This is a genomic window from Pseudogemmatithrix spongiicola (assembly GCF_030623445.1).
Lineage (GTDB): Bacteria > Gemmatimonadota > Gemmatimonadetes > Gemmatimonadales > Gemmatimonadaceae > Pseudogemmatithrix > Pseudogemmatithrix spongiicola.
The window spans coordinates 1,922,189-1,939,005 of the sequence record NZ_CP130613.1; the positions used below are offsets into that span (position 1 = coordinate 1,922,189).

The following is a 16,817-nucleotide window of genomic DNA, read 5'->3' on the forward strand; positions in this document are numbered from 1 at the left end:
CGCCGGTCACCACGGCTCGCTTGCCCTGCAACGAAAAGATTGACGCCGTCATCACGAATTACCGGACTTGAACAGTGAGCAAGGTGCCGTCGCCCTCACGATGAATCGACGCGCCGGCCACCAGCGATGCAGGGACAATCGTCGCGCGTCCCGCCGGCAGCGCATACCGACCACGGCGCGTCTCCAACACCGCGCCGGACTCTCGGACAAATAACAGACTCGCACCCTCGCCGCCCAATTCCCCAAGCGAAATCCGCCGGCCCACGAGGGCGTGCAGCACGAACGGCTCTGCGGAGAACACCAAACCACCGCCCGCCCTCGCCGACCCGCGGCTCCACTCCGGCGTCAGCGAGAGGTCCGCGGCCGCCGCCGCCTGGGCCAACTGCAGCTCGCGCGAGGCCTGACCCGTTTCCCGCGTCCAGTCGTACAGCCGGAACGTTGCGTCGCTGGCCGTCTGCACCTCGAATACCACCGCGCCTGCCCCCAGCGCGTGCACGGTACCCGACGGAATCATCACCGCGTCGTCGGCGGCGACTTCGACCGCATCCATCATCGCGCCGATCTCCTCACGCTCCGCCGCCTCGCGCAGCGCCGCAGCCGTCGAGATTCCCCGCGTGCCGACGAGGAACTTCGCACCGGGCCGAGCCGCCAGCGTGTACCAGGCCTCGGTCTTCAGATGCGCCCCGGGATGCGCCGCAGCATACGACGCCGAGGGATGCACCTGCACCGACAGGTTGCGCTCGGCGTCGAGCAGCTTGATGAGCAAGGGAAAGCGATCGACCTCGCGCCCGAGCAGGGCCGGCCCCGCCGCGCGGACTAGGTCGTTCAAGCTTCGACCTTCCCCCCAGCCGCTCTCGACCTGGCTCACCATCGCCTGCCCGCCTGCCCCCCACGGCGACGTCGCCCCGAGGTCGGCACAGAGCCAGGCCTCGCCAATCTGACGATCGCTGCTCGGCAGGCCGAGCATGGGCTCGATGGCGCGGCCGCCCCAGGGCTTGGGGACGAGCAACGGCGCGAGCGTGAACGGTCCGATGTCAGCGGTCATGCGTGGGCGACGTCCGCATCGACAGCGTCACAAATCGCATGCTGGATCGCCAGGTGCAACTCCTGCGCCCGATCTGTGCGCGTCGTCGGCACGATGATAGTCAGGTCCGCCATGCCCTTCACCTTGCCGCCGTCCTTCGCGGTCAGCGCGACGGTCTTCATGCCCAAGGCCTTCGCCGCCTCGATGGCACGCAGGCAGTTGGGCGAGTTGCCGCTCGTGGTATGCACGAAGAGCAGATCCCCTGCGCGCCCCAAGGCCTCGACCTGACGGCTGAAGATCTCGTCGAACGAGAAGTCGTTGCCCGCCGCAGTCAGCGCGCTGGTGTCGGTCGTCAGCGCCACCGCGCGCAGCGCGCGGCGCGTACGCAGGTAGCGGATGGTGTACTCGGTGGCGATATGCTGGGCATCGGCCGCCGAGCCGCCGTTGCCGGCAAAGAACAGCGTGCCGCCGCCGCGCAGGCATTCGCGCGTCATCTCCGTCGCCTCGGCGATCTGCCCAGCCAGCGCATCGGCCGCGCGTGCGGCCGTCTCACTCAAGTCGCGCAGATGCTGCACCGCGCTCATCACGGGATGCTGGCTCACAGGGCCATCTCCGCCACGCGTTGCATGGCCTGCGCGGCCCGCTCCGGCAGCGTGCCAGGCTCGTCGGCCGCGGCCTCGAAGGCCCAGGTCACGCAGGCGTCGGCAGCCAAGAGGTCCAGCGCCACCGCACGCCCGGCCTCGCCGTCCTTCAGCACATTGGCCAGCAGCGCCTCCCCGGCCCGCAGCAGCGCCTCCGCGGCCGGTAGGCTGGCCGCGGCCTCGTCAGCGGCCAGTACGGCCTGCACGCGGGCAATCAGCGCCGCTGGCGCGGTGCCGGCGTGCTGCGCCACGAACTCGGCGGCGGGCGTGGAGACGGATTCGGTCATCCTCCAAAGATATTGACTGGGCGGCGCTGGGCGCTATCGTATCGCAGCCCGCGACCGGAGGAGACACCATGAGCACCGTCACCATTACCACCGATTTCCAGGTCTCCATTCCGGAATCGGTCCGCTCGGTACTTGGGCTCGCGCCGCGCCAGAGGCTGCAGGCCTTCGCCGTGGACGGGCGCCTGTTGTTTGTGCCCGTGAAGCGCCCCGAAGCACTCAGGGGAATCGCCAGGGGCATCGACACCGCCGTGACTCGTAGCGACGACTTAGATCGGATGGCCCAATCCAGCGCCCGAGTTCGCTTGACAGAATAGGCCCGACGCCAGATGCTAGCGGCGTCCCCTCCACCCGGAGCGCGTGGGCATGGCACTCGATGGTCTCTCGGCGGTCGCTGCCGCCGCACTGGCGGGTAGTCTCGCGACCGAGCGGCTGGTGGTCGTCGTGAAGACGCTGATTCCCTGGCTCGCCGCCCCCGCGCAGGACACGGCGTTCACCTTCGGCAGCCGCGAGCAGGCCCGACGCCTCGCTGTCAACGCTATCGCGATCGCCGCCGGCCTCACGACGGCCTGGCTGATCGCCGGCGATGCCGCCTCCGGCCCGCGCGTGATCAACGTCGCCGAGGGACTGCAGCTCCCCTGGCCCGTCTTCGGCCTAATGATCAGCGGCGGCTCGGCGTTCTGGACCAGCATCGTGGCCTACGCCAGCGCCGCCAAGGACGTCCAGCGCGATCTGGCGCTGCGCAGCAGCCGGCCGTTATAGCCTATGCCGACGATCGTGTACCTCGTCCACGGCATGGGCTGTGGCTCGGCGGACGGCAGCGCGCCGAAGCCGGGCTCGGAGTGGCATGTGCCGGTGAAGGCCGCCGTCGAGATGATCTGCGACCGCTTCGGCTTGGCCAAGCGCGAATGGCTGGAGCCCAAGACGACCACGCTGCCCAAGCAGCGCGGGCATGATGCGCTGTGGTTCGTGCCCGTTTCGTACCACCGAGTGTTCGACGACTTCCGCGCCAAGTCCACGGACCGGCAGGCGCTGCTCGATTCGCTGAAGATTCCGAACCTGCAGTTCTTCGACCCCAGCAACCCGAAGAAGAACGAGTTCCTCTGGAAGAACTGCCTCGACGTGCTGCTCTGGTGGAGCGATCTCGTCGAGACGCGGCCATGGGTCACGGCCGAGATCCTCGAGAGCATGCGCAGCGTGGATGCGCTCAGCGACCGCTTGCCAAAGAGCACGCGCGTGCGGCGCATCGTGATCGCGCACTCGCTGGGCACCGCGGCCAGCACCTATGCGCTCCGCAAGGTGGGAAGCACGCCCGAGTATCGCGCGGCCCGCCGCGTCGAGCGCTTCGTCACGCTCGCGAACGTGGCGCCCTTCCTGCTCGATGAATCCACAGATGTGTATGCGGCACCAATGATCGCCGAGGATGACGATACGCTGCTGCAGGGTATGGTGAATGCGCGGCACGAGTGGGATCCCATCCCCTGGCTCATGCCTTGGCGGCATTGGCGCGTCGAGAACGCCGGCGAGTGGCGACCGCGCTGGGAGCAGGCCGTACAGTCGGGGCAGTTGCTGCAACCGGTCACGCGCGGCATCGTCGCGCCGCCGGGTAGCACGCCGTCCGCATTCGACGTCCACGCATTCTCCAATTACTTGCTGGCCCGCGAGACCGCGCCGCTGCTGGCCGCGATGTTCCGTGGCGGGGCCTACTCCAGCAGCGAGCTCGCGAAGATCGACTGGGACGGCGCGTGGAACACGCAGGCGGTGCAGTTCCGCTGCGCTGGCGATCCGCTCTGGGACGAGCATCTTCGTGAGGCCGTGGAGCAGTACGCCGACGAGTCGGACAGTCGCCAGACGCAGCTCGTCGCGCGGCTACTGCGTGCCGCCGAGATCCTCGTGGCACAGGCGGAGAAGTGCTGAGGCGCCGCAGCATCCTTTCGCTACTGCTCGGCGGCGCGGCGCTGCTCGGCGATGCTGTGTCGCTGGGCGCGCAGGCAGCGTCCGACGCCGCGCGCTGCGTCACCGGCGCCCTCGGCTTCGCGCGCAGCGATCCCGAGCTCCTGCACGACTGGGCCGACTCGCTGGCCTGGCCCTCGCCGCGGCTGTACCCGCTCAAGTACGGATCCACCGCTGCCGATGGCCTGCGTGCGCTTGCCCTCGCGGCCGATAGCCTCGGCGCACAACTCCAACGCCTCGCGCCGAGCGACAGCGCCAACATCGCCGCCGTGCTGGGCGCGCTCGCAGACGCCGAGCGCGCGCTTGGGAGCGACGCTTCGGCGCTGAGTGCCGCGACGGCGCGACTCACGCCCATCGCCTCGCTCACGGCATCGGACTCCGTGCGCATCGCCGGCAGGGGGCTCTCGCTCGCCGAGCCGGCGCGCGTGACGAGCACGGGGCTCTGCATCATCGCCGACGCGGCGTCGCGGTACTTGAAGGAACAGCAGTTGGCCGCGGCGCAGGAGCACGAGCGCATCATTTCGCGGGCGGCGGCCAATTGGGATCTCTACTCGCAGCAGGCACCGTCCATGACCCTGCTCGAGCGCTGGGGCGCATCCTGCCGCCTGTGGAAGCTCTCGCTCATTCTGGTGGGCGATCGCTGCGCCGCTGCCCTGCGCAGGGCTGGGCTGGAGTGGGCGATCGCGGCGCCAAGCTGGCGCAGCATGCTGCTGCACCCCCGCCCCTCCCTGCGGCCGATCTTCAGCGCCGACAGCGCCTACACCGCTGGCGCGCTACTCGAGGTGTACGGCGTCGTGCGCCACAGCTACGGCAAGAAGCGGCTCTGGACCTGGGGCGCCTCCTGGGCCATCACGCGCCCGCCCGTGGGCCGCGAGCAGTACGCCGGCGCCGTGTTCTACCTCGGCGCCGGCACGGCCAGCGTGTTCTGGAACGAGGGGCGTCCGCTGTGGATGGTCTCGCCGGATGTGCTGGGATGGTTCACCAGCACGCGCGCCGCGATGCGGCAGCTAGGAAGCGTGGTGCAGCCGTGACGCGGTCTCGCGCCGCGCCGCCGCGGGGACCTCGCTGGCCTCCGCCCAGTCGTTCCAGCGCGCCGTCGGCGAGCAGCACGTGCAGGTGCTCGTCCACGGCGCTCAGCGCCCCCGCTGCCGCCGCGGCGCGGTGGGCTGGAGATCGTCCAAGGACTGCGGCATGGGAGGCGTCGCGAAGAGACGCTCGAGCTCTTGGTCCACGCCAAGTGCCACGGCGAGCCGCACGAGCCGGGGCAGCGCAATCTGCCCCGTGCGCTCAAATGCGCGCAGCGTTTCCTGTGCGACCGCCGACCGCTCGGCGAGCGTGCGGCGTGACCAGCCGAGGGCTAGGCGGCGCTCCCGAAGGCGCTGGGCGATGCGGAGCGACAGGGATTCAATGGAAACGTCCATTAGTGGTACACATATACCCTTAACGCCATCAATAAGCAACTAAATGGTATATACACACCACTTACAAGCTAAACCCTTGTCTTTCTTCCGCGTACGGGAACCCGTCGACCTGCCGCCTGCGCAGAAACGGCAAGCAGAGCTTCGGGGTGCGTTGCGGCCACACGTAGCAGGACCTTGGCCGGCCCGTCCGGGACGCGCCGGCCCTGCTCCCAGTTCTGCAGCGTCGCGACGCTGATGCCGATCAACGCCGCGAACTTCCGCTGACTCAAGCCAAAGCTCGCGCGAAGCCTAGGCACATCATCGATCAAGTCCTCGACATACGTCACACGCGCGGGCTTCATCCGGCCAGCCTCCACCTCCTTCATTTCCCTGACGCTCCGCATCAGTTCGTCGAACATGTCCTTCCGCATCTCGTCTCTCCACGGTCACAGGTGGTCGATTTCTTGGCGCAGGGCGCGCAGTTCTTCACGACTGAGGTCGCTGCGATCGTTCTTCGCATACAGAAACAGCAGATGGACGGTCCCTCGTGCTCCGTGCCAGTAGTAGATCACCCGTGCCCCGCCCCGCTTGCCGCGACCGGTCAGCCTCCACCGCAGTTTCCGCAGGCCGCCCGAGCCGGGGATCAGGGCCCCGATCGTCGGCCGCGCCGAGAGTGCGAGCTGCAACAGGCGGTACTCGTCCTCAGGGAGCGCGAGACGCACCTGGCGCGAAAACACCGCGGACTCGATGATGCTGACCGTTGGAATGTACGTCAATGGCGTATATCCGTCAATGACGGACTCTGCGAGTGGGGACGAAAAAGGGGATCCCGGAGGATCCCCTATTCGCCCAGCGAGCGCGTCAGCACGGCACTGCAGCAGTCAGCAGTTCTTCGCGAATGAATCTCCGAGCTGCTCTCAGACCAGAAGCGCGGTTATTTCCGCTCGCGCTAGCCCGAGAACTGCCTCGCCCTGACCGTCTGGCACACCCGCCTGCGCCATGTGCTCCTTGCCGCCACCCTTGATGCCTGCCTTGGCACCAAGCGCCTTTACGATCGCGCCGGCCGAGAGCCCGCGCGCGCGCAGGTCATCGGTGATGACGACCACGAGCCCAAGCTTTCCGTCCTCGAAGCTGCCGAGCAGCGCCGCCGCGCCAGAGCCCAGCCCCTCGCGCGCCACGTCGCCAAGCGCCTGCAGATCCTTCATGGTCGGCACGTTCACCGGCTTCGCGACGAGCTTCACGCCGCCCACGAGTTCCGCGCCGCCGAGCAGGTCCTGCTGCGCCCCACCGCCCTTGAGCGCTTCGTCGAGCCGCTTCTCCAGCGTCTTCTTCTCGGCCAGCAGACCATCGAGCTTCTTGCCGATCACGTCCGCCGACAGCGCATTCACCTTCAACCGTTCCGCCAACATCACCAACGTCTGCTCACGCTCACGCAGCAGCGCGAAGGCCCCGCGCCCCGTCACCGCCTCGATGCGACGCACGCCAGCCGCCACGCCGCTCTCGCTCACGATGCGGAACAGACCGATCGTGCCCGTGTTCTTCACATGCGTGCCGCCGCAGAGTTCCGTGCTCAGGCCCGGGATCTCCACCACGCGCACCACGTCGCCGTACTTCTCGCCGAACAAGGCCATCGCGCCGCCGGCGATCGCCTCCTGGTACGGCTTCTCGACGATGCGCAGCTCCACATTCGCCCAGATCCCGTCGTTCACCATCTGCTCGATCTGCGCCAGTTGCTCGGCGTGGATCGGCCCGTGATGCGTGAAGTCGAAACGCAGGCGCTCCGGTGCCACCAGCGAGCCCGCCTGATGCACATGTTCGCCCAGTACGTGACGCAGCGCCGCGTGCAGCAAGTGCGTGGCCGTGTGATTGCGCTCGGTGTCGCGACGGCGGTCGGCCGGCACGGTGGCCGTGGCGAGCCCGAAGCGCACGTTGCCCGAGGGCACACCAATCGCCGCGACCTTGCCGTCGATCTTGCGCACTTCCGTGACATCCACCGACCAGTTCTCGCCGCGGATCTCGCCGCGGTCCGAGATCTGGCCGCCGGACTCCGCGTAGAACGGGCTCTCGCGCAGCATTACCGCGACCTGCCCGCCTTCGAGTTCCTTGATGCCCGTCACCGCCGTCGAAACAGTGGTGCGCTCATAGCCCACAAAACCCGACTCCGGCACCGCGTGCTCGGTGGTCCAGGTGGACATGTCGTTGAGCTCATCGGCGACCACGCCGAGCTTGCGGCTCTTGCGGTCTTCCTGGCTCATCTTGCGCTGCGCATCGAGCGCGGCTTCGAAGCCCGCGATGTCCACGAGGTAGCCACGCTCACGCGCCATCAGTTCGGTGAGGTCCACCGGGAAGCCGAAGGTGTCGTAGAGCTTGAAGACGTCATCACCGCTGATCGTGCCGCGAATCTTGTCGCTGCCCTGCGTGCTGCCCGTGGGCGCGAGCTGCTCGAAGCGCTCCAAGCCGCCTTCCACCGTCGCCAGGAAGCGCTCTTCCTCGGCCCGCGTGGTGTCGAGGATGTGCTTCTTGCGCGCCGCCAGCTCGGGGAACTGCTGCTGCATCATCTCGATTACGCGCTCGACCACGAGCACCAGCGTGGGCTCGCGGCGGCCGAGCAGCCAGGCATGGCGCACGGCGCGGCGGAGGATGCGGCGCAGCACATAGCCACGGCCTTCGTTGCTGGGGAACACGCCGTCGGCGAGCAGGAAGCTCACCGCGCGGGCATGGTCGGCGAGCACGCGGTAGCTGGCCGAGTCTTCGTTGTGGTAGGCGTATGACTTGCCCGTGACCTCAACCACGCGGTCGAGCAGCGGCTTGAAGAGATCGGTGTGGTAGTTGTTGGCCACGCCCTGCATCACGGCGGCGATGCGCTCGAGGCCGGCGCCGGTATCCACGCTGGGCTTGGGCAGCGGCTGCAGCACGCCGTCCGACTGACGGTCGAACTGCATGAACACGAGGTTCCAGATTTCCAAGAAGCGCCCCGCCTCGGCGCCTTCCACGAAGGCGTCGAGCGAGAAGTCTTGGCGATCGCGCTCGGTCCATTCACCCGTCGCGCCGGCCGGGAACTCGTAGTCCTTGGCCATCTGCGCCAGGTCCACGTAGATCTCCGTGCAGGGGCCGCAGGGGCCGGTGTCGGCCATCTGCCAGAAGTTGTCGCGCTCGCCGAGTCCGTAGACGCGGCTGGCGGCGATGCCCGTTTCCTTGATCCACAGCTGGCGCGCCTCGTCGTCGTCCTTGTAGACCGTGACGCGCAGGTGCTGCTTGGGGATCTTCAGCTCTTCAGTGACGAACTCCCAGGCGAAGCGGATCGCATCGCGCTTGAAGTAGTCGCCGAAGGAGAAGTTGCCCAGCATCTCGAAGAAGGTGTGGTGCCGCGCGGTGTGGCCCACCTGCTCGAGGTCATTGTGCTTGCCGCCGGCGCGGACGCACTTCTGGCTGGTGGTGGCGCGGCGATTGCCCTCCGGGGGCTGCTCGAGCCCGAGGAAGACCTTCTTGAACTGCACCATGCCCGCGTTGGTGAACAGCAAGGTCGGGTCGTCGCCGGGCACGAGCGAGGAGCTCGGGCGGACGGCGTGGGATTGGCGCTGGAAGTAAGCGAGGAAGCGGGCGCGGATGTCGGCGGCGTGCATAGATGTTGAAAGCTAGGCTCCCTGTGGGGGCCTGTCATCCGGCACGGCAAAATGTGCAGGTCAAGACTCGTCGGAACTGCAGTGAGTGATTAGCCTTCCCGAGAGTGCCGTGGCGCAGCGACGGCAGCTTGCGTTCCCCCTGACCCTGGTTAATGCACGAACGCGACGACGATCGGCCGCTGGTCTCGGTGCTGATTGTAAACTTCAATGGTCGCCACATCTTGGAGGCCTGCCTGCGGAGCGTCTCCCGCCGGCTCTCGGTGCCTCACGAGGTGATTGTCTGCGATAACGGATCGGTGGACGGCAGCGTGGGGTTCTTGCACGCCGCCTTTCCATCCGTCCGCGTCATCGCGCGCCCGCAGAACGAGGGATTTTCCGTCGGGAACAACGTGGCCGCTGCCGCGGCGCGTGGCGAGTACCTCCTGCTGCTCAACACCGACACGATTCTCGAAGACGACCTTGCGCCGCTCGTCGAGATGCTCGCGGCGGACCCAAGCGTCGGCGTCGTCGGCTGCCGGCTGACCTACGCGAACGGTGCGTCAGCTTCCCTCTGAGGTAGACAGTCGGAGTTAGACTTGGGACGGTGCTCATGGAGGAGACATGCGCCGTTCGAAGTTTACCGAGTCCCAGATCGTGGCGGCCCTGCAGGAGGTCGAAGGCGGGATGCCCATCGCTGAGGTGATCCGGAAGCACGGGATCAGCCGGGCGACCTTCTTCACCTGGAAGTCGAAGTACGGCGGGGCGACCGTGGCCGAGCTCAAGCGCCTGCGGGAGCTCGAGGCCGAGAACGTGAAGCTCAAGCGGATGTACGCGGAGCTCGCGCTCGAGAACGCGGCCATCAAGGACGTCCTCAGTCGCAAGCTGTAGCGCCGCCCGCGAAGCGGCAGGTGATCGCGATCCTGGTAGAGGAGCACGGGCTGTCCGTGCGGCATGCCTGCCAGGTTGCGTCCCTCTCGCGGGCGGCGTACTACCGACCGCCGCCGGACCGGCTGGACCGCGACGCCGCCGTGATCGCGGCCCTCACCGCGCTCGTCACGGAGACGCCGCAGTGGGGTTTCTGGATGTGCTTCGACGCCCTACGGCTCGCGGGGCACCGCTGGAACTGGAAGCGCGTGTATCGCGTGTACTGCGCCCTGAAGCTGAACCTCAAGCGCCGGTCGAAGCGCCGGATCCCTCCGCGCGAACGGCAGCCGCTCGACGCGCCTGCCGTCCTCAACGGGATGTGGGCGGTCGATTTCATGAGCGACATGCTCTACAGCGGGACGCGCTTCCGCACGCTGAACGTGCTGGACGAAGGCAATCGGGAGGCCCTCGCGGTCGAGGTGGCGCTGTCGCTGCCGGCCGCGCGGGTGACGCAGGTGCTCGACCAGCTCGTCGCGCTGCACGGGGCGCCGAGCGCGCTGCGCTGTGACAACGGGCCCGATTTCGTCTCGGTCGAGCTGAGCACCTGGTGCCGGCGCCACGGCGTCCGGCTGTTGCACATCCAACCGGGGAAGCCCAACCAGAACGCCTACATCGAACGCTTCAACGGGAGCTATCGCAAGGAAGTCCTCGACGCGTACCTTTTCGGCTCGCTCGACGACGTCCGCGCCGAGACCGAACGCTGGCTCACGATCTACAACACGCGGCGGCCGCACGACAGCCTCGGCCGGGTCCCGCCGCTCACCTTCCTGCCGAGGTCAACTGCCCCGTCCCAGTCCAGCTTCGAACGGTCTGCCTAGCGGGGAAGCTGACGGTACTTCATGTACTTCGAGGACGTGGAGTTCTGCGAACGCGTGCGACGCTCGGGATTGCGCGTGGTGTACACTGGGCGTGTACGCGTCACGCACCTGAAGAGCGGCGGCGAGCCATGGGGAGGGCGCGCCGGACTCCGGCGCCTGCTCACGTCACACATGCGCTACGCGCGCGACCGATACGGCGCCGTTCCCGCCGCCGGGCTTCGGGTGATGCTACCCATCGCCATCGCTATGCGCAGCGTCGCCTTCGCGGCGGCCGCGTTGCGCGGTCCGCGCGCACTCCGGGCCGATCAAGCCGCTGCGCACCTTTCCGCCGCCTGCGCGCTCGCGTTGGGGAGGATTAGCGCAGACGCCCCAGCAAGCAGACCAGCTCTCCCGTCGCCACCCGCCGACTGAGTCGGGCGAGCGCCGCGTACGGCGCGCGCAACGGACGGGGGAAGTACGGAAGCACATCGCCGTGGTCGAAAAACGCGAACTCCGCCTCCGCGAAGCCGGTGCCGTGCGCGAGGTCGCGGATGGTCGCCACATCGTTCATTCGGTGCACGACGGGATAGTGATAGCTCTCCACCTCGGCACGCCCTCGGGCGGCGCGGAGCGCCAACTCATCGACCTTGAGGGCCCGCAGCGCGCGAGTGAGCCTGCTGAACCAATGCCGGCCGTTCGGCGTCATGAACACGAAGGCCCCGCCCGGCTTGAGCACGGCACGCACACGGCGCAGGAACGCCACGGGATCCGTCACGTGCTCAACCACATTGTAGGCGTAGGCCACGTCGAAGTACGCTTCCGGCAACTCGGCCCCTTCGAGCGTAGCGTGCTGGAACCGATCGAAGTGTCCGTGCGTGGGCTGGACGGACGGGTCCGGCTCGATCCCCCACAGCTCCGTCGCCGCCGCGCGCACGCCGGCGAGGAACTCCGGCCCGGCCACACGGTCGTCGCTGATGCCCCAGCCGCAGCCAATGTCGAGCGCTCGGACCGGCCCGCCGGCCCGCGCCGCCTCGGCGAGACTCTCGCGCACGGCATGCACGAAGACGCGCCGGCGATCGGAGGTACGACGGTAGTTCGGGGCGCGGCGCCACGTGGCGAGGCCCTCGGCGTCAGCCGCCACCTGCGGCATCCAAACGGGGTCGGAACTCATGCGGGCACGCTACTCGGGTGTGGCACGGGCGTCAAGCCAAGCGCGGCAGGCGCCGTCGCATCAACATGCGCGTGCCTTCGACGAGGAGGAACGCCGGTACGAGATTCTTCTCGACCAGTTGCACGTTGACGAAGATCGAGTACTTGAGCGCGAGGGCACAGGTCGCATAGCAATACGCGTACACGCCCAGCGCCCACCAGCGATCGCGGAAGCGCAGGAAGGCGCGGACGATCCACGCGAAGAACAGGCCGTTGAGCAGCCCGCGGACGGCGATGTCCCATTCCCCGCCCCACAGGGCGCTCTCCGCGACGGGGCCGATCGTGAAGGGCGGCACGTCGAGGAAGGGGAAGTATGTCTCCGCGTACCAGTACATCGGCATGTACTTCGTGAAGTCGCCCCAGGTGAACAAGGCGATGAAGTCGAAGAAGAACATCGGCCACGGCGCCGCAGGCAGGGTGCCGGCGGCGCGCTCGGCGTACAGGTGCAGTGACGGCAGGAACACGGCCAGGAACTCCGCCGGTGGCCCCAGCCCGCCCTCGAGGAGGCGGTCGCGCGCGTCGCTCACGTCGGTCAGCAGGCGCACGAGCTCGATGGCGGTGAAGGCTGCCACGGCAAGTCCACCCGCGACGGCGAGCTGACGCATGGTGATCCGGCGCCGCGTGAGATGGTGCAGCACCATCGCCATCAGGAGCACGATGAGGCCTTGGATGCGCGCGCCGCGGGAATAGCCGATCTCGAAGGCCGCCAGCGCCAGCACCACGAACGGGATGAACCGGCTCCAGCGCCGCGCGTCGAGATAGAGGAACGTCAGCAGCGCGCAGTAGAGGCCGAAGCTCAGGCGCAGGGACAGCGAGACAAACTTGCGGGTGGTCCACCCGAGGTGGTCGTAACGGGTGTAGTGCTCGTAGTAGCTCTCGACGGGGGCCGAGAAGGCGATCAAGGCGAAGAGGCAGGCGAACACCAAGGCCCCGGCCACGAGGATTGTGCGGGGACGACGCCAGCCGGGATCGGCCACCGCGACCGTGGGCAGTTGGGCGGTGCCGCGGGCCGCTAGGTATGCCACGGCGAACATCGCCCCGAAGAGCACCTGCCGCCACAACTGCCGGCCCGTCTCGGCCGCGCTCGGCAGCAGTTGCTCCAGCGCTCCGGCGATGTCGCTGGACAGCCCGTAGAACACCACCACGCCGGGCACCACCGTGTACAGGACGAGGAAGCCGAGGTACACGAAGGCCAGGTCGCCGACGAGGCCGTCGCCCACCCGCCGATGGAGCTGCCGGACGAACGCCACATAGCCGACGATGGTCGCCGTCATCGGGGCGGCGATTGCCCACAGTGGGTTCTCCATGGCGCCCATGCCCAACACCAGCAACAGCACGCCGCCCATGGGCAGCCACGCCCGCGGCGACACGCGGGGCAAGGGCATCATGGAGCCGAGGCCGCGGCGAACGGCCGCCCGAGCAGCGACTCGTACACGGCGCGAGTGCCGTGATAACTGCGCTCCCAGCCGAAGCGCGCAGCCTGCACCAAGCCTCGGGCCACCAGCTCCGAGCGACGTCTCGCGTCGAACAGGCTTGCCACGGCGGCGCGCAACTCGTCGGGATCTCCCCGCTCCGTGAGGAGCGCGGCATCGCCGGCCGCCTCCGGTACGCCCCCGGCCCGCACTGCCACCACCGGGCACCCCGCGCGCATGGCCTCGAGCACCGGAATGCCGAACCCTTCGAAGCACGACGGATACAGCAAGCAGAGCGCAGAATTGTACTCGCTATTCAACTGCTCGTCGGAGAGATGGCCCAGCCAGCGCGCGCGCCCCGGAAGGCAACGGTCGACGAGCGCCTGTTCCGCCGCGGTGAACGGTCCTCCGCCCACGCAGCGCAAGGCCAAGTCCGGCAGGGCCTCGAGCGCCTGCACGGCCCCGACGAAGTTCTTGTAGCCGCCGCGCTGGCCGACGAACAAGACCTGCGGTTGCACCACCGCGTCCACGGACGGGCGAAAACCGTCGGCGACGCCATTGTGCACCACGGCCGCGCGCTCGGCGGCGCGGTGCCCAACGTAGTGCGCCAGATCCTGACGGGTACTCTCAGAGACACAGATGATGGCGTCTGCCCGAAGGATCGCGGCGCGCTTCTGACGTGCGTGTACCGCCGTCCGAAGGCCACCCACGAAGCGCTCGTACACGAAATCGTGGACCGTCGTCACACAGGGCGTGCGGCGGGACGCGGGCACCCGATAGTACGTCGAGTGGAACAGCGGCACGCGCCCCTCCACGGGGACGTCGCGATACCGCTCGAGCAGCCGTGGTCGGCGTCGTTCAAATGCCGCCGTCGGCACGAACGCTGGCGGCGACGCTCCATAGCCCAGGAACCGAAAGCTGCCCGGCGGGCAGCGCGTGATGATCTCCCGGAACAAGACGGAGATGCCTCCCATCGCCTGGAGGTCGAAGACGATGCCGTCGTACAGCACCGAGGGGCCGCGGCTCACGCCGGCACGTCCCCGCGCAGACGGCCGATTGCGAGCGTGCCCGAGACCGCCGCGAGACCGAACACCGCGCCGGCGACGGCAAAGAGCGACCGCCTGGGGCTGGACTTCCGCGGGGCCACCACCGGCTGCTGCAGGACCGAGAAGGCCGGCGTATCCTGGCTCTTCTTCACCTTGAGCTGCTCGTACTGTCGGCTCATCTCGCTGAACATCTCGTACGCCATCTCCGCCTCGCGCTCAAGCCGCAGCCGCTCGACCGCCGCCGTGGCGCTCATCAGCGTGCGGTTGCGATCGGCAAACGCCGCGAGGGCACGCTGCGCCGCCTCGTACCGGGCTGAGACCACCTCTCGCTGGGCGGACGCGAAGCGCAGCTGTTCGTCCGCCTTGCGCGTCTCGATGCCGACGATGGCCGCCATCAGGCGATCAGACACGAGTTGCGCCAAGTCCGCCGCCGCGACCGCATCTGGAAGCTCCGTCGTGATGGTCACGAGCGAGGTCTTCTTGTCGTACGCGACCGACACGCGTCGCCGCTGCTCGAGGATGCGCTTCATGAACGCCCATGACGGCGTGGCGGGACCGCGGGCGGCACTGGAATCCGGGACGACCGCCGTGGCGCCGTCGTCGCCACCACCGAGGAGGAGCCCCGGCAACCCCAGCGTGTATGTCGAGAGCTTGCCCCGCCACGTGCTGTCGGCCAAGTAGCGCAGGTACTCGCCCACCGGCATCGAGCGCCCGAGGGATCCCACCCGGATGGGCGCGCTCGCCAAGGCAACTTGGAAATCCATCGACCGGACGATCTCGGGAAACAGGTCTGCGGTGACGGTCGGCTCGAACATGCCCGGATCGACACGGATGCCCGCTAGGCCCGCTAGCCCGGACAGACCGCCGGCGGGCGATCCGCCGCGATACGGCAACAGGCGCGACTCCGAACGGAAGGCCGGCGCAAACGCGAATGACAGGATGACGCCGAGTGTCGCACCGGCGAGCAGGCCGCCAAGAAGGCGCCAACGGGCGTCGAGAATCCGCCGGATGACCTTCTGTGCCGCCGCGAGCAAGGCACGCGGATCTACCACGTCATCCGGAGGCAGCATTGGATCAGGAGTAGAGGGCATCGCAGGTGAGGAGTCGACGTACGTGTAGGAGTGGAAAGCGCGGCAGGACAGCCCCCGCCGCCGACAGAATCATATCAGTCCGCGCGCCTGGGAGGCCGCCACGGCACACGTCAATTCTCCACGCGCCATTCGGCGACGGGCGGGAAGGCATCGCCGGGACGGAACGACAGCGTGCGGTAGCGCAATGAGTTCATGAGCGCGCCGCCCAGCGTGCCCAGCCCTATGCCGGCCGACATCGCATGCAGCGTATGGGTGGCGTGCGCCGCGTCGTACACCGTGCGCGCGCCGAGGAGCGCGGCATCGAGGTAGAGGCGACGCGGACTCAGCGCATTGCCCTCGAGCGGCTTGCGCCGGTTCTTGCGCTGCTTCGCCACGTGCGCGCGGAAGCGCGCGCCAAGTCCGTGATGCTCGGCGATGGCAAGGAGGATCCCCAGCTCGCGACCCATGCGTTCCACGGCGAACTGTCCGTCCTGCATTTCCGCCACCGACTGCGTGAGCACCTTCCAGATGTCGATCGGCGGCACGCGGCCAGGCCAACCCGGCAAGTCCTGCGCGGTCTTCAGGAAGTCGGCCGTCATGAGGGCGAGCAACGGCGAGTAGGGCTGGCTGGCCAACCAGGGATGCATCGGGCGGCCCGCCGCGCTGCGGAAGAACGCCTCACTCTGTTGTTTCGCCTTCTCGCCCGCCGTCTGGTAGTTGAGGCCCTGCGAACTCGGCGACACGCCGTGCAGCGTGAAGGGCGTCCCGGAGAAGGCGTAGCGCTCGACCTCTCCGGCGAGCACGATGCCACTATACCCGTCGGGCGTCGAGCAGGACCAGAATCGTCCACCCGGGGTGCGCGCGCGCACCCGGTCGATCAGCGTCGTCGACGCTACACCCTTCACGTAGATCATGGGCGATTCATTGTCCGCCGCATAGTGCAGCTCCCGGGCCTGCCGCGCGAGAAACTCCGTCGCGTCGATCTCGCGATCCTGGTGCGCGAGACGAGTGCCTTCGAGCTGCAACACCAGGAGGCCCGTGGGCGCCCGACTGCCGGCGTAGAAGAAGATCGGCACCGACCAGGCGAGCAGGCCCTGCCCCGAGGCGCGCAGGCGCTCGTGCATGCCCTCGATGGCGCGCGGCAGCAGCCCATCGTCCCCGCCCAGCGCAAGGACGTAGCCCGGTTCGGCCTGCCGCAGGGCGAACTCGAAGTTCTCGAGCATGCCGACGTTCCGCCCCTGGCTCGCATAGCGGATCCGCGGGTCGCGCCGCGCGGCATCCTCGACCACGTCGCGCGTGTGGTCCGTGCTGCCGTCATCGGCCACGACGACGTGCAGGTTGTCGTACTCCTGCATCGCGCAGGTGCGCAGCGTCTGCGCCAAGTAATCCGCGCGGTCCTTCGTGGGGATGATGACCGTGAACCGCGGCGAGGAATCCGAAGGCTGCGACATGGAC

At 68.3% G+C, this 16,817-nt stretch carries 18 protein-coding genes; 6 read left to right on the plus strand and 12 right to left on the minus strand.

The annotated features are described in order from the left end of the window. Positions 1 to 58: 58 nt before the first annotated feature. The 3 genes from Strain318_RS08830 to Strain318_RS08840 are packed head-to-tail and all read right to left on the minus strand — an operon-like array spanning position 59 to position 1,952. Complete coding sequence (locus tag Strain318_RS08830; protein WP_367885339.1) at positions 59 to 1,045, minus strand: type I phosphomannose isomerase catalytic subunit; 987 nt, start codon at positions 1,043 to 1,045, stop codon at positions 59 to 61. After that, a complete protein-coding gene (locus Strain318_RS08835) occupies positions 1,042 to 1,626 on the minus strand; it encodes a D-sedoheptulose-7-phosphate isomerase (RefSeq protein WP_367885340.1) in 585 nt (194 codons plus the stop codon). The genes Strain318_RS08830 and Strain318_RS08835 overlap by 4 nt, the downstream gene beginning before the upstream one ends. Continuing rightward, positions 1,623 to 1,952, minus strand: a complete 330-nt coding sequence (locus tag Strain318_RS08840) for a hypothetical protein (RefSeq protein WP_367885341.1) — start codon at positions 1,950 to 1,952, stop codon at positions 1,623 to 1,625. The genes Strain318_RS08835 and Strain318_RS08840 overlap by 4 nt, the downstream gene beginning before the upstream one ends. A gap of 68 nt (positions 1,953 to 2,020) precedes the next feature. On the opposite strand from Strain318_RS08840, the gene Strain318_RS08845 reads away from it, so the two are divergent. Genes Strain318_RS08845 through Strain318_RS08860 form a run of 4 tightly spaced genes read left to right on the plus strand, consistent with a single transcriptional unit; the run spans position 2,021 to position 4,933 of the window. Continuing rightward, the gene (locus Strain318_RS08845; protein ID WP_367885342.1) at positions 2,021 to 2,266 is read left to right on the plus strand and encodes an AbrB/MazE/SpoVT family DNA-binding domain-containing protein; all 246 of its coding nucleotides are present in this window, start codon (positions 2,021 to 2,023) and stop codon (positions 2,264 to 2,266) included. Positions 2,267 to 2,315: 49 nt separating this feature from the next. Further along, complete coding sequence (locus Strain318_RS08850) at positions 2,316 to 2,711, plus strand: hypothetical protein (RefSeq protein WP_367885343.1); 396 nt, start codon at positions 2,316 to 2,318, stop codon at positions 2,709 to 2,711. 3 nt (positions 2,712 to 2,714) lie between these two features. Beyond that, entirely contained in the window at positions 2,715 to 3,866 is a 1,152-nt protein-coding gene (locus tag Strain318_RS08855) for a lipase family protein (RefSeq protein WP_367885344.1), read from the plus strand. Next, a complete protein-coding gene (locus Strain318_RS08860; protein ID WP_367885345.1) occupies positions 3,860 to 4,933 on the plus strand; it encodes a hypothetical protein in 1,074 nt (357 codons plus the stop codon). Before Strain318_RS08855 ends, Strain318_RS08860 begins: the two co-directional genes overlap by 7 nt. Positions 4,934 to 5,035: 102 nt before the next feature. Here the strand turns inward: Strain318_RS08860 and Strain318_RS08865 are convergent, their stop codons facing one another. From Strain318_RS08865 to alaS, 4 genes are all read right to left on the minus strand, one after another. After that, positions 5,036 to 5,323, minus strand: coding sequence for a helix-turn-helix domain-containing protein (locus Strain318_RS08865; RefSeq protein ID WP_367885346.1), 288 nt, complete (start codon positions 5,321 to 5,323; stop codon positions 5,036 to 5,038). Positions 5,324 to 5,391: 68 nt separating this feature from the next. Continuing rightward, positions 5,392 to 5,733 carry a helix-turn-helix domain-containing protein gene (locus Strain318_RS08870; protein WP_367885347.1) on the minus strand — a complete coding sequence of 114 codons (342 nt, stop codon included), beginning with the start codon at positions 5,731 to 5,733 and terminating at the stop codon, positions 5,392 to 5,394. 15 nt (positions 5,734 to 5,748) lie between these two features. After that, positions 5,749 to 6,078: a type II toxin-antitoxin system RelE/ParE family toxin gene (locus Strain318_RS08875; protein WP_367885348.1), complete on the minus strand. Its 330-nt coding sequence runs from the start codon at positions 6,076 to 6,078 to the stop codon at positions 5,749 to 5,751. Between the two features lie 141 nt (positions 6,079 to 6,219). Then, complete coding sequence (alaS, locus tag Strain318_RS08880; RefSeq protein WP_367885349.1) at positions 6,220 to 8,925, minus strand: alanine--tRNA ligase; 2,706 nt, start codon at positions 8,923 to 8,925, stop codon at positions 6,220 to 6,222. Positions 8,926 to 9,077: 152 nt separating this feature from the next. On the opposite strand from alaS, the gene Strain318_RS08885 reads away from it, so the two are divergent. Together Strain318_RS08885 and Strain318_RS08890 are read left to right on the plus strand one after the other, a co-directional pair. Next, a complete protein-coding gene (locus Strain318_RS08885; RefSeq protein WP_367885350.1) occupies positions 9,078 to 9,479 on the plus strand; it encodes a glycosyltransferase in 402 nt (133 codons plus the stop codon). Between the two features lie 46 nt (positions 9,480 to 9,525). Next, a protein-coding gene (locus tag Strain318_RS08890) for an IS3 family transposase (protein WP_367885351.1) occupies positions 9,526 to 10,646 on the plus strand; the annotation gives its coding sequence in 2 pieces (ribosomal slippage) (positions 9,526 to 9,787 and positions 9,787 to 10,646; 1,122 coding nt in all). Positions 10,647 to 11,001: 355 nt separating this feature from the next. Here Strain318_RS08890 and Strain318_RS08895 read toward each other — a convergent pair. The 5 genes from Strain318_RS08895 to Strain318_RS08915 all read right to left on the minus strand — a co-directional run bounded on the left by Strain318_RS08895 (position 11,002) and on the right by Strain318_RS08915 (position 16,813). Next, positions 11,002 to 11,796: a class I SAM-dependent methyltransferase gene (locus Strain318_RS08895; RefSeq protein ID WP_367885352.1), complete on the minus strand. Its 795-nt coding sequence runs from the start codon at positions 11,794 to 11,796 to the stop codon at positions 11,002 to 11,004. A gap of 31 nt (positions 11,797 to 11,827) precedes the next feature. Next, positions 11,828 to 13,222 (minus strand): hypothetical protein, encoded by a 1,395-nt coding sequence (locus Strain318_RS08900; RefSeq protein ID WP_367885353.1) that lies wholly within the window; start codon positions 13,220 to 13,222, stop codon positions 11,828 to 11,830. After that, a complete protein-coding gene (locus Strain318_RS08905; RefSeq protein WP_367885354.1) occupies positions 13,219 to 14,274 on the minus strand; it encodes a glycosyltransferase family 4 protein in 1,056 nt (351 codons plus the stop codon). Before Strain318_RS08905 ends, Strain318_RS08900 begins: the two co-directional genes overlap by 4 nt. Beyond that, complete coding sequence (locus tag Strain318_RS08910) at positions 14,271 to 15,362, minus strand: hypothetical protein (RefSeq protein WP_367885355.1); 1,092 nt, start codon at positions 15,360 to 15,362, stop codon at positions 14,271 to 14,273. The genes Strain318_RS08905 and Strain318_RS08910 overlap by 4 nt, the downstream gene beginning before the upstream one ends. 131 nt (positions 15,363 to 15,493) lie before the next feature. Next, entirely contained in the window at positions 15,494 to 16,813 is a 1,320-nt protein-coding gene (locus Strain318_RS08915) for a glycosyltransferase family 2 protein (protein ID WP_367885356.1), read from the minus strand. Between the last annotated feature and the right edge of the window lie 4 nt (positions 16,814 to 16,817).